This is a genomic window from Janthinobacterium sp. Mn2066, assembly GCF_049319705.1.
Taxonomy (GTDB): domain Bacteria; phylum Pseudomonadota; class Gammaproteobacteria; order Burkholderiales; family Burkholderiaceae_D; genus Janthinobacterium.
The window spans coordinates 283,926-296,201 of the sequence record NZ_JBMOUF010000002.1; the positions used below are offsets into that span (position 1 = coordinate 283,926).

Annotated in this window: 12 protein-coding genes; 2 read left to right on the forward strand and 10 right to left on the reverse strand. The window is 61.9% G+C overall.

The window, feature by feature from the left end:
• Positions 1-10 precede the first annotated feature (10 nt).
• From ACL9RI_RS04555 to ACL9RI_RS04575, 5 genes are read right to left on the reverse strand one after another with little or no spacing between them, the layout of a single operon-like run.
• Positions 11-940: an AAC(3) family N-acetyltransferase gene (locus ACL9RI_RS04555; RefSeq protein WP_422725392.1), complete on the reverse strand. Its 930-nt coding sequence runs from the start codon at positions 938-940 to the stop codon at positions 11-13.
• A complete protein-coding gene (locus tag ACL9RI_RS04560; RefSeq protein ID WP_422725393.1) occupies positions 933-2,201 on the reverse strand; it encodes a hypothetical protein in 1,269 nt (422 codons plus the stop codon). Before ACL9RI_RS04560 ends, ACL9RI_RS04555 begins: the two co-directional genes overlap by 8 nt.
• A 23-nt stretch (positions 2,202-2,224) precedes the next feature.
• Entirely contained in the window at positions 2,225-2,668 is a 444-nt protein-coding gene (locus ACL9RI_RS04565; RefSeq protein ID WP_422725394.1) for a DUF2262 domain-containing protein, read from the reverse strand.
• Between the two features lie 22 nt (positions 2,669-2,690).
• Positions 2,691-4,388: a hypothetical protein gene (locus ACL9RI_RS04570; RefSeq protein WP_422725395.1), complete on the reverse strand. Its 1,698-nt coding sequence runs from the start codon at positions 4,386-4,388 to the stop codon at positions 2,691-2,693.
• A 12-nt stretch (positions 4,389-4,400) separates the two neighbouring features.
• Positions 4,401-5,078 carry a UPF0149 family protein gene (locus tag ACL9RI_RS04575; RefSeq protein WP_422725396.1) on the reverse strand — a complete coding sequence of 226 codons (678 nt, stop codon included), beginning with the start codon at positions 5,076-5,078 and terminating at the stop codon, positions 4,401-4,403.
• On the opposite strand from ACL9RI_RS04575, the gene ACL9RI_RS04580 reads away from it, so the two are divergent.
• Positions 5,077-5,199, forward strand: coding sequence for a hypothetical protein (locus ACL9RI_RS04580; RefSeq protein WP_422725397.1), 123 nt, complete (start codon positions 5,077-5,079; stop codon positions 5,197-5,199). The two genes, ACL9RI_RS04575 and ACL9RI_RS04580, sit on opposite strands and share 2 nt — an antisense overlap.
• Before the next feature lie 9 nt (positions 5,200-5,208).
• Here the strand turns inward: ACL9RI_RS04580 and ACL9RI_RS04585 are convergent, their stop codons facing one another.
• Positions 5,209-6,714 (reverse strand): peptide MFS transporter, encoded by a 1,506-nt coding sequence (locus ACL9RI_RS04585; RefSeq protein ID WP_422725398.1) that lies wholly within the window; start codon positions 6,712-6,714, stop codon positions 5,209-5,211.
• Between the two features lie 313 nt (positions 6,715-7,027).
• Here ACL9RI_RS04585 and ppnN point away from each other — a divergent pair, with 313 nt between their 5' ends.
• Entirely contained in the window at positions 7,028-8,398 is a 1,371-nt protein-coding gene (gene ppnN, locus ACL9RI_RS04590; protein WP_422725399.1) for a nucleotide 5'-monophosphate nucleosidase PpnN, read from the forward strand.
• 325 nt (positions 8,399-8,723) lie between these two features.
• Here ppnN and lysS read toward each other — a convergent pair whose 3' ends face one another.
• The 4 genes from lysS to ACL9RI_RS04610 all read right to left on the reverse strand — a co-directional run bounded on the left by lysS (position 8,724) and on the right by ACL9RI_RS04610 (position 12,272).
• Positions 8,724-10,253, reverse strand: a complete 1,530-nt coding sequence (gene lysS / locus ACL9RI_RS04595; protein WP_422725400.1) for a lysine--tRNA ligase — start codon at positions 10,251-10,253, stop codon at positions 8,724-8,726.
• Between the two features lie 18 nt (positions 10,254-10,271).
• Positions 10,272-10,973, reverse strand: coding sequence for an HAD family hydrolase (locus tag ACL9RI_RS04600; RefSeq protein ID WP_422725401.1), 702 nt, complete (start codon positions 10,971-10,973; stop codon positions 10,272-10,274).
• Between the two features lie 2 nt (positions 10,974-10,975).
• Positions 10,976-12,080 (reverse strand): peptide chain release factor 2 gene (prfB, locus tag ACL9RI_RS04605; RefSeq protein WP_422725402.1). Its coding sequence is split into 2 segments (ribosomal slippage): positions 10,976-11,998 and positions 12,000-12,080, totalling 1,104 coding nucleotides; the frame shifts between segments, so codons are not numbered across the junction.
• Complete coding sequence (locus tag ACL9RI_RS04610) at positions 11,997-12,272, reverse strand: hypothetical protein (protein ID WP_422725738.1); 276 nt, start codon at positions 12,270-12,272, stop codon at positions 11,997-11,999. Before ACL9RI_RS04610 ends, prfB begins: the two co-directional genes overlap by 84 nt.
• Between the last annotated feature and the right edge of the window lie 4 nt (positions 12,273-12,276).

Genomic DNA, 12,276 nt, shown 5'->3' on the forward strand with positions numbered 1-12,276 from the left:
TTATATTTTTCTATAGTGCGCGGATGGGCCGCGCCGCCAGTTCGGCCGCAGTGGCATAAATCGTCACATGCTCGCCTGCCAGCCGGCGCAGATGATCAAAAAACGCCTGCGCCGCGATGCACCACGATGCCGCATCGCCCACCTGTCCATGGGCGCGCAGGCCGGCGGCGTCAAACTCGTCTTGAAAATACTTGCGCAAGTCATCGCGGCCGGGCTGGTCGATGCGGTGCTGTGCAACCAGGGGATCGAAGGGGCGCACGGGCACGTTCCAGCGCTTGCCGTGATGGTCACGGCAGGCCAGCAGCGCCGTTTTTTGCTCCCAGACGGCTACGGGAAAAGCGTCGCCCATGGCGTCTTCCAGCGCGTGGTAAAACGTCACCGGGCCCATGGAAATACCCAGCCCCAGCACTTTTGCCTGCTCGCAGCCGATGAAGCGCTGCCAAGGTGAATCCATGCCAAAGATCGAGGGCGCGCGGTGATGTGCTTCGGTCAGGTGGGCAGCGTGGCGGCCCCAGGCCGAGACGGAATGCGTAGGGTGGATGCTGCGGTGGATGGCGCCACTGGCCAGGAACGCTTCGGGCAGGCGGCCCATGTGCGTGCCATGGCGGCGCGGGTCGAACACATAGCCTGTCATGGCGCAGGTGGCGCGCACGGTGCCGCCGGGTAGATAATAGGTGGGCAGCAGCAGGCTGCCTTGCGGGCCGACGGCATCCTGCAGGGCGCGGATTACCGCCAGTGGACCGCCTTCGACGTAGCCCAGGCTTTTCAGCGAGGAATGGATGAACAGCGTGTCACCAGCGGCCACGCCGAGCCGCACCAGATCGGCCGCCAGTTCCGCGCGCGTTACATGACGCCCGGTCTGGCGTATCTGGCTGGCGCTGGCCGCGTGGCGCCAGGTTGCCAGTGCATCGTTGATGGCGCGTTTTGCCCGGTCAAGCATCGTGTATTTCCAGTTCCAGCAGGTTTGCATCGATGCAGAACTTGGCCGCCCAGTTCAGGTAGGACCAGCTTCCGTAATCGCCATCGACAGGAAACGATCCCTTGACGCCGCCGCGCAGGTGCGCCGGGCCGTCAATGGCGACGGTGCGCCGCACGTAACGGTTCAGGCGGCGTGCCGCGTCGAGGTAGCGGCGTTCGCCCGTCAGCTGATACAGCAGCAACAGGCAGTGCGCATTTTGCGCGGAGCCGGTCAGGCAGGCGTAATCGGCTCCCGGCAGGAATTCCGGGCCCAGGCGGCCTGGCAGGTAGCCATCGGCCGCTACTGCATTGGCGATGCTGGAACCGGTGCGCAAGGCGGCGTCCAGCAAGTCTGTACGCGCCGAGAACCGGTGCGCTTCGAGCAGGCCGCGCAAGGCGTAGCCTATGGTATGGCTCAAGGGCAGGGCGGGGTTGTCCAGGCAGTTCGATGCGAACCAGCCATTCGGCTGCTGCTTGCCCAGCGCCCAGTCGACCTGGCGCAGTCCGGCCGCGCCATAACCATGGCCCGGTGCGGCGCGCTCCGCTTCGAACAGGCCCCACGCCACATGCGTTTCGTAGGCTTTCTCGCCCGCCTGGGCGAACGGCGTGGGATGCTGGCGCCAGCAGCCATCGGCATCCTGGCTGTCGCGCAGCCAGCTGGCCGCGCGGTGCAGCGCGCTGCCGTAGCTGGCGCCATACGCAGTCACGCCAGCCGCCAGGCCAAGCAGGACCTGGCCCGTATTGAAGGTGACGGCCACGCGCGGCGTGGAATCGATCTTCCCGCCCTGGAAACCGCCATGCTCGAACTGGATCGCCAGGCACCAGTCGAGCATGCGGCGCGCGCGTGCATGCAGCGCCGCGTCGCCAGTGTGCTGCGCCATGGCGATCATGGTGGGGATGATGTAGCCGGTGGTTTCGGGATAGGAGCTGGACCAGCCTGTCAGCAGGCTGTAATCGCGGGCCACGCCGCCGTCCGCCGACGCCGAATGGTCTTGCGCCGCGCCCAGCCAGGCGGTGCAGGCGTCGATGACGGCAGCCGGTCCGGGATCGAGATCCGGCAGTCCGCGCCGGTCCGACCGGCGTTCCTTGCGCGCCGCTGGCGTCAGCCTGGCTGGCAAGGACAAGGTGTTCCTGATGGTGCTGATGGTGTGGAGCAGTGAGCGCATGGCGGCGATGGTGTCAGTGGCGTGGCGGATCAGGCTACTGTAGCGCCGGCAGGCCGGTGGACTGTTGACTTGCCGCAAGCGATGCGTGCCGCTGGCATTCCCTAGCCCAGGATATCCGCATGCGTCACGCCGTTTTCCAGGCTGCCGCTGATTTCAATCACATGGCCCCAGAACAGGTCGCCATCGTGGTAGAGGAAATCAAAGCCGCCGCCGGCGTAGACGGTGACCGATAACAGCGTGATGCGCGCCGTAAAATCGGCGGCCGTCAGCGGCGTTTCGTCCTCTTCCAGCCAACTGCTGTTCTTCAGTTCCAGCAGCCGCGCGATGGCGCCCGCCTGCAGCTGGTCCTGCCATGCCGTTTGATCCTGCCAGAGCGCGTGCGCCACGGGCAGCACTTGCTGCAGCGATGGGGCATCGTCGAGCGAGCAATGCAGGTCGATCACCGTATCTTGCCAGTTGGCCGTGCCTGCGTAGCTGTTCATGCCGGGCACCAGTACCAGCGTGCCGAAACGCGCATCGATATATGAAGTAACCGTGTCTGTCATGCCTGTTTCCTGTTGAATGAATTTAAATGCCGAACACTTTTAATATGGCGTCGGTGGCGCCCTCGAACCAGCTGCCCACCTTGCCCGGCTGCTTGCCGTGGCGCGGGGTTTCTTCGTACAGGTAGACGCCATCGCCGTCGAAGCGGTCGTTGAGCAGCGCCTGCTGGCCGCGCAGGTAGGGGATGAAGGTTTCGCTGCGCATGGTGGAGTACAGCACGTCGGTACTGAAGCCCAGGGTGGCGGACTGGCTGATGGAGCGGCCCTGGCCGGCCCGCTCCAGGCGCACGCCGCGGCAGCCGCGCACGATCAGGGTGGCGGGGCCGCGAAAGACGATGAAGCGCAGTTGCAAGGTCAGCCAGGCATGCAGGCTGCCCAGGCGCCAGTGGCTGGAAATGGCCACTGGCTGGTCTTGCCGCTGGATGATGCCGACCAGGCCGCGCGGCTGGAAGACGAGGGCGGCGCCGGCTGGCAGGTCCAGCACGGCGATTTCGCTGAGCGGGTCCTCGCTGGCCGAGATGGTCACGGAAGCGTGTTCTTTGCTGCGGATGCGCGTCAGCGCCACCATGCCGGAGGCCAGGCTGGTGAAGGGAAAACGCCAGTCCAGCAGCCATTGGGTATTCTTGTGCGTGCTGACGGGCGACGATTGCAGGTAGTCGGGATGGATCAGCATGTCATCGCCGGGCGCCAGGGTCCACGCTTGCGAAACGCCGGAAATGCGCGACTGGCCGTCCGGGCGCAAGGGCAGGCTGGCGCTATCGATGTGCAATTCGCGGGCGATGGACAGCGGTTTGAAACGCGACGCCAGGGGCGCCAGCAGGAAGTAAAAGAAGGCCTTGATGGCGACTGGCAGCAGTATGGCGGACAGCACCAGCAGGGCGGCCGTGGGCGCCACTTCCCTGACGGGGCCGGACCAGCGGCCGATCCAGCTTTTCGCTTGCTGGACCTCGCCGGCGTCTATCGCTGCCTGCAAGGGCGCCAGTGCCGCCGCCAGCGCCTTGTTGTCGATGGCAAACGGGCCAGGGTGGGCAGCATGGGCACGGCTGTTGCGCGCCTGTTGCGCCTGGTAGGCACGCCAGGCTGCAAGATTGTTTTCGCGCAGGCGGACTTCTTGCGTTTCCAGTTGCGTCATGCGTGTATTCGCGACACTCCCGGGCAGGCGGCTTGCCAGCGGGTGGACTGCTTCCAGCTGCTGTTGCAGGTTCAGATTGGCTTGCAGGGCGGCGTAGGCCAGCACGTGTTCGCCGTGCAGCCGGGCCAGGGTCAGGCGGCCATCTTCACCTGCGAGCGCTGCCTGCAAGGCGCCCAGGTAGTGCGCTTCCTGGGCCAGCACTTCGATCTCGATGCGTCGCGTGGCTTCTTGCTGTGCATGCCGGGCCAGCATGGCCGCGTCGGGTAGTGGAATAGTGAACAGCGATGGCTGCTGTTGATCGCGTAGCGCGCGTAATTGCGTTTGCACTTCGGCCTGGCGGGCGGCAATCGCCGCTTGCGAGGCATGTTGCAGGTTTTGGATACGCAGCGTGGCCGCCTGGCCCAAGGTCAACCCCTGGCCATCGGCTGCGGCGGCAGCCTGGCGTAACGTCGCCACGGTCTTGCTGGTGATGCTGTAAGCGCGCCATTCGGCCAGCAGCCAGCGGCCGGCCAGCAGGATCACGATGAACAGCGCAAACTGCAGCGCGTGGCGCAGCAGGAAGCGGAGCAGGGTCGTCAGCAGCTGGCGCAAGGAGGGCTGACCTTACGCAGCGGCTGCGTCGGCGTCGGCGCAGCATTTCTTGTATTTCTTGCCACTGCCGCAGTGGCAAGGATCGTTGCGGCCCGTTTTGGGGATGTCGCGCAGCACGGTGGCGCCTGAATGGCTTTGCTTCAGGTGGCGCTGGCGGGCCCAGGCTGCGTTGATGGCGATTACGGACGGCGTCACGCCATCCATGGCTTTTTCCGCCGCTTCGTCATCGAGTTCGCTGGCCGTGGCCAGGTGCTGGAAGGGCGCCAGGTATTGCGGGTGGCTCACGCCCAGGGCGGCCCATTGCGGCTTGTCCAGGCTGGTACCTAGCAAAAAGCCTGCGCACCAGGCGGGCACGCTCCATTCCGGGCCGCATTCGTAGATGGGCTCGAAACTGTCCGGGTCTTTCGCCAGCCATTCGACCATGTAGGCGTGGTGGCGTTGCGCCAGCGCGCTGGCACGTTCGGTGGCTTCGCCGGCTTCCGGCGCTGCCGTGCCGGTGATTTTGTCCCAGACCCAGGGCAGCCATGAGGCAGATGCGATGGTGTTCGGGCTCAGGGCCACGGCCGTCAGAAAACCTTCCAGCATCGACACATCCATGGCGCGGCCAGCCAGGGCAGGCGCGGCCAGCAGGGTGTCGAGTTCGGCGTATTCATCGTCGGAAAGGGGCGTGGTGGTGGAAATGCTGGACATGGGAATCTTTGACGTGGTTGGTGGAGTGGCCATCGGCCATGGCGGTATTGTAACGCCCGGAATGGAGAAAACTGTTCCTGGAATGAAAAACGGCGGCCCGCAGGCCGCCGTTTTTAGCTGAACCGGCAGATTACTTCACGCCGTGCATCAGTTTGTTGATCAGCGGTGCGATCAGGAACAGCACCACGCCGGCGCCCAGCAGGGACCAGAAGCCGAAGGTGTAGCCGGACAGTGCCGATTGCACCGACATGCCGCTCTTGCCGCTGACGTAGCTGGCGAAGATGCCCGACAGGTTGTTGCCGATACCGGTCGACAGGAACCAGCCGCCCATGCCCAGGCCAACCAGGCGCACTGGCGCCAGCTTGGTGACCATCGACAGGCCGATAGGCGACAGGCACAGTTCGCCTACCGATTGCAGCACGTAGACGGTTGCCAGGGTCCAGAACGGGATCTTGTTGTCGGCGCCAACCAGGCTCGACAGTGCAAAGATCAGCAAGCCGAAGGCCAATGCATTCCCCAGCAAGCCCAGGCCGAATTTGCGCGGGATCGAAGGGTTGACGTTATGGCGCGCCAGGAACACCCAGATGGCGGCGATGACTGGTGCCAGGAAGATAATGGCCACCGAGTTGACGGTCTGGAAGTAGGCGGTCGGGAAGATCCAGAAGCCCAGGTCGCGGTTGACGATGTTTTCAGCCAGGAAGGTAAACGAGCTGCCTGCCTGTTCGAAGAACATCCAGAACAGGATGTTGAAGGCAAAGATCAGCAGCATGGCGATGACTTTGTCACGTGCCACTTTACCATCGCGGATACCTTCGATCACCAGCATCACTGCCAGGATCAGGAACAGCACGGTCAGGATGACTTGCAAGGTTTCAGCGCCGACGGTCAGCAGGAAGTACATCAGCGGGATCACTACCAGACAGCCCAGGGCAACCCAGATCACGCGTTTAGGGCCTTCTGCACCGGCTTCGGGTGCGCCGATGCCTTTCAGGGCGCGGCGGCCGATGAAGAACCATACCAGGCTGATCAGCATGCCGATGCCGGAAGCGATGAAGACCATCTTGTAGGAAGGCATGGCGGTGGTGCCGAAGATGGATTCGGCCAGCCACTGGGTGATCACTGGCGCGACCAGGGCGCCCATGTTGATACCCATGTAGAAGATCGTGAAACCACTGTCGCGGCGCTGGTCGGCGGCTGCATACAGCTTGCCGACCATGGTCGAGATATTTGGCTTGAACATGCCGTTGCCGACGATCATGGTCGCCAGGCCCAGGTTGAAGATATCCTGGTTTGGTACGGCGATACAGAACAGGCCGGCAGCCATGAAAGTGGCGCCCAGCAAAATCGAGCGCTGGTAGCCGATGATACGGTCGGCGATATAGCCGCCGAACAGGGCGCCTGCATACACCAATGCGAGGAAGGAACCGTAGGTCAGGGTGGCTGCCGCCTCTCCTGAGGCATTGCCACTGTGGAACTGGGCCACGATATACAGTACCAGCGCCCAGCGAACTCCGTAGAACGCGAAGCGTTCCCAGAATTCAGTCATGAACAACATCCACAATGGGCCTGGATGGCCCATAATCTGCTTGAACTCGGGAATAACGGCTTCCTTGTTGGGCGTAGTCGCACCGCTCATGCGGTTCCTCCTGAAAATTATTATAGTGAATCGATAAAACAAACATATGGAATCGTGCCTGTACAGTGGGCTCTCTCGTGAAGCGCTGCAGGTACAGGAATTCCAATAGGGACGCATTCTAATCTACAAATTGCGCTATGCGAAGATTTCCATTCGCATTAGCAAGAATGGGAGTTTTATATTGCTCAAACCGGTTTGTATGGTTAGGACGAGAAAAGCGATTTCCATGCCGCCAAGCACAAGCGTGCCGACTTGTCGTATATTGGTGCTGCAACACATCCGAGGATCGATTTTTTAAGGGATTTTTCGCATTATGGAACACGACGTTATCGATACTCTGGTTTCTCCCGAGGGCCGCCTGGACGTGCTCTCCAAGACCGAAGTCAACAAACTGCTCGACACCAGCCAGGGCGGCCTGTACAACACCTTCCGCCGCTGCGCGCTGGCGGTACTCAATTGCGGCAGCACCGTCGATGACGGGCGCGCCTTGCTGGAACGCTATCAATCGTTCGACGTGTCGATTATCCAGCGCGAACGCGGCATCAAGCTCGACATCAAGGGGGCGCCCGCGATCGCCTTTGTCGATGGCAAGATGATCAAGGGCATCCACGAACACCTGTTTGCCGTGCTGCGCGACATTATCTTCGTCAGCGATGAAGTGACGGGTAACCCGAAATTCGACTTGCACAGCACGGAAGGGGTGACCGACGCCGTGTTCCATATCCTGCGCAACGCCAATGTGCTGCAAACCCAGCTCAACCCGAACCTGGTGGTGTGCTGGGGCGGCCACTCGATCAACCGCGCCGAATACAATTACTCCAAGGAAGTGGGCTACCAGCTGGGCTTGCGCGGCCTCGATATCTGCACCGGCTGCGGCCCGGGCGCCATGAAAGGCCCGATGAAGGGCGCCACCATCGGCCACGCCAAGCAGCGCCTGCACAATGGCCGCTACCTGGGCATCACCGAGCCAGGCATCATCGCGGCCGAATCGCCGAATCCCATCGTCAATGACCTGGTCATCATGCCGGACATCGAAAAGCGCCTGGAAGCGTTCGTGCGCGCCGGACACGGCATCGTGGTATTCCCGGGCGGCGCCGGCACGGCCGAGGAAATCCTCTACATCCTCGGTATCCTGCTGCACCCGGACAATGCGGAAATTCCATTCCCGCTGATCTTCACGGGACCGGAAACCTCGCGCGACTACTTCGTGCAGATCAACCAGTTCATCAGCGACACGCTGGGTCCGGAAGCGCAGCAGCGTTATAAAATCATCATCGATGACCCGGAACTGGTGGCGCGCGAAATGCTGGAAGGGATCAAGCAGGTACGCGAATTCCGCAAGGCCCACAGCGACGCCTATTATTTCAATTGGCTGCTGAAGATCGACCATGAATTCCAGAAGCCGTTCAAGCCGACCCATGAAAACATGCGCAACCTGAGCCTGCACAAGGACCAGGCCACGCACCTGCTGGCAGCCCAGCTGCGCCGCGCCTTCTCGGGCGTGGTGGCTGGCAACGTCAAGGACGACGGCATCCGTTCGATCGAAGAACACGGCAATTTTGAAATCCACGGCGACAAGGCCATCATGGGCCCGATGGACAAGTTGCTGGCCTCGTTCGTGGCGCAGCACAGGATGAAGCTGGCGGGGACGGCTTATACGCCGTGCTACACAGTGATCCAGTAATCGTGGTGGCGCCGCGCCCAAGCTACTGCGCAGCTCACTCTCGGGCATCCGTTGCTCACCGTACGTGCGTACGGCTCCGCTACTCAACCCGATATTGAGCTTGCTCGCTACGCTTGGTCGTGGCGCCGTGATGAGCCGACTGAACCAAAAATAAGAAAAGCCGCCAGATCATAAGATCTGACGGCTTTTTTGCCTTGAAGCATCGATCGCCTGAAAAATCGTAGCGAGCGGAAGGGAGTTGTGGCTAAGAAGCGCAACTGTGCCGGGGCACAGTGAGCATCGCAGGCCGCAAATCACGACGCGCAGTAGATTTTTCAGGTGATTATCATTCTTCGCGGCGCAGATGTGGGAACAGCAAGACGTCACGGATATTCGGCGAATCCGTGATGATCATCATCAAGCGGTCGATGCCGATGCCGCAGCCGCCGGCTGGGGGCATGCCGTATTCCAGCGCGCGGATGTAGTCTGCGTCGTAGAACATGGCTTCTTCATCACCGGCGTCCTTGGCGGCGACTTGCGCCAGGAAGCGGGCCGACTGGTCTTCTGCGTCGTTCAGCTCGGAGAAGCCGTTGGCGATTTCGCGGCCCACCATGAACAGTTCGAAGCGTTCGGTGATGCCGGATACCGTGTCGGAAGCGCGCGCCAGTGGCGACACTTCGACCGGGTAGTCGATGATGTAGGTCGGTTCCCACAGCTGTGCTTCAGCCGTTTCTTCGAACAGCGCCAGTTGCAGCGCGCCCAGGCCGGCGGTGGCGAATGGCTTGACGCCGAATTTCTTCAGCTCGGCCTTGATGAATTCCACGTCGTGCAATTGCTCGTTGGTGTAGTGCGGAGCATATTTATTGATCGCGCCGACGATGGTCAGGCGATGGAACGGTTTTGCCAGGTCCAGCTCGCGGCCGCCGTAGGTCAGGGTGGCGGTGCCGTGCGCATCGATGGCGGCCTGGCGGATGACGGCTTCGGTGAAGTCCATCAGCCATTTGTAGTCGGTGTACGCCGCGTAGAATTCCATCATCGTGAATTCAGGATTGTGACGGATCGACACGCCTTCGTTGCGGAAGTTGCGGTTGATTTCGAACACGCGGTCAAAGCCGCCCACTACCAGGCGCTTCAGGTACAGTTCGGGCGCGATACGCAGGAACATCTGCATGTCCAGCGCATTGTGGTGGGTGATGAATGGTTTTGCCGCCGCGCCGCCCGGGATTGTGTGCAGCATCGGCGTTTCGACTTCCATGAACTCGTTCTTTTCCATGAAGCGGCGGATCGACGAGATGGCGGCGGTACGCGCCTTGAAGGTGCGGCGCGTCTCTTCATTCATGATCAGGTCGACGTAGCGCTGGCGGTACTTGGTTTCCTGGTCGGCCAGGCCGTGGAATTTGTCCGGCAGCGGGCGCAGCGACTTGGTGATCAGGCGCAGTTCCGTGACCTTGATGGTCAGTTCGTCGGTCTTGGTCTTGAACAGCGTGCCCTTGACGCCCAGGATATCGCCCAGGTCGTAGTGGTGCAGGGCGGCCATGGCCGCTTCGCCCGTCAGGTCCAGGGTGGCGTAGATCTGGATGCGGCCATCGGCCTTGGCGCCGGAAGCGTCTTGCAGGGTGGCGAAAGCGGCTTTCTTGCCGGCTTCGCGTTTCAGCATCATGCGGCCAGCCAGCACCACGGCTACGGGATGCTCTTCCAGCTCTTCGCGCGTCTTGCTGTCGTATTGTGCGTGCAGATCGGCCGCCTTGTGCTCAGGGCGGAAATCGTTGGGGAAGGCGATGCCTTGTTCGCGCAGTGCGGCCAGCTTGGCGCGGCGCTCGGCGATGATCTTGTTTTCATCGGGGGCGGCGGCTTGTTCTTGGATATCCGTAGTCATGGTGTTCTTAGTTGGTGATTATTGATGATGTGGTGCCAGCGCTGGCGCCACGCTGGCGAACAGTGTCTCGACGCCGAGCGCGGAAAAATCCGGCACGATGGCGATCACGTTGTCGAATTGGGCAAACGCTTCGGCCGGCAGGGTGGTGGTCAGCACCACGGCCCGCATGCCGGCGCGCCGCGCCGCTTCCACGCCCAGGGGCGCGTCTTCAAACACGATGCAGTTTTCCGGCAGTGCGCCGGCCAGCTGCGCGCCTTTCAAGAAGACGTCGGGGCTGGGTTTGCCGCGTGCCACGTCGCCGGCGCCGACGATGGCGTCGAAGCGGTGGCGCAGGTCCAGGCCGTCGAGCGTAAAGGCGATGTTGTCTTCTGCCGCGGCCGTGCCGACCACCAGCGCCACGCCACTGGCGCGCGCGCTGGAAATCAGCTGGCCGAAACCGGCGACGGCGGCCAGGTGCGGGCCATACAGTTCGCGGTAGACGACTTCCTTTTCCAGCAGCAGCGCTGCATGGTCGATCTCTGCACCCAGATAATGGGTGAGGATTTCCTGGCCCTGGCGTCCTGCCGTGTCGCGGAAAAACGCTTCCGCATCGAGCACATGGCCCTGGCGTTCAAAGAACGCCAGCCAGGCTTGCGTGTGGAAGGCCATGTTGTCGACGATGGTGCCATCCATGTCGAACAGGAAGGCCTGCTTTGCCGGTGCCGGTGCGGATGCGTTCATCCTTATACGCCTTGCTTGAGCGAGGCGGAGATGAAGTCGTCGATGTCGCCATCGAGCACGCCCTTGGTGTTGCCCGTCTCGAAACCGGTGCGCAAATCCTTGATGCGCGACTGGTCCAGCACGTAGGAGCGGATCTGGTGGCCCCAGCCCACGTCGGTTTTCGAGTCTTCCAGCTTTTGCTGCTCGCTCATGCGCTTGCGCAGCTCATGTTCGTACAGTTTGGCCTTCAGCATTTCCATCGCTTCGGCGCGGTTGCGGTGCTGCGAACGGTCGTTCTGGCACTGCACCACGATGCCGGTCGGTCCGTGGGTCATGCGGACGGCGGAGTCGGTTTTATTGATGTGCTGGCCACCGGCGCCCGACGCGCGGTAGGTATCGACGCGGATATCGGCCGGGTTGACGTCGATCTCGATCGAATCATCGACTTCCGGGTACACGAACAGCGACGTAAACGAGGTGTGGCGGCCATTGGCCGAGTCGAACGGCGACTTGCGCACCAGGCGGTGCACGCCCGTTTCCGTGCGCAGGAAGCCATAGGCGTGATCGCCCTCGACTTTCAGCGTAGCGGTCTTGATGCCGGCAACCTCGCCCTCGGACTGCTCCAGGATTTCCACCTTGAAGCCCTTGCGTTCGCAATAGCGCAGGTACTGGCGCAGCAGCATCGAGGCCCAGTCCTGGGCTTCCGTGCCGCCGGCGCCGGCCTGAATGTCGATAAAGCAGTTGTTCGGGTCCATCGGATTGTTGAACATCCGGCGGAATTCCATGCTTTCGATGACCTTGCGGATCTCTTCCACGTCGGCGCCGACCGCTTCGAGCGTATCGTCGTCGCCTTCTTCGCGGGCCATGGCGAACAGGTCGCTGGTGTCGCGCAGGTCGGCGTCGGCCTTGGTCAGGGTAAAGACGATGGCTTCCAGCGCCTTCTTCTCCTTACCGAGGTCCTGGGCGCGCTTGGGATCGTTCCAGACGGTGGGATCTTCCAGTTCTTCGTTGACTTGCTCTAGTTTCTCCGACTTGACAGTGAAGTCAAAGATACCTCCGAAGTTCGGCTTCGCGGACCGTCAGGTCGGAGAGCAGGGCGGAGATGGCGTTGATGCGTTCGGCTTCCATAATATTCTGGTCTTCTATGGTGAAATCAAACCCTGAATTATACGCGAGCATGGGCCGTTTCTGATGGCGGCAGCAATGAATCACAGCCGCAGGGGAGAATAAAATCACTGTTTTGCTATATTTGCGACAATATTTTATGGCTTGATGGTGGCTGCCGTGCTGCGTATGATGCTGGCGATATTGTCTTTCCATAGGG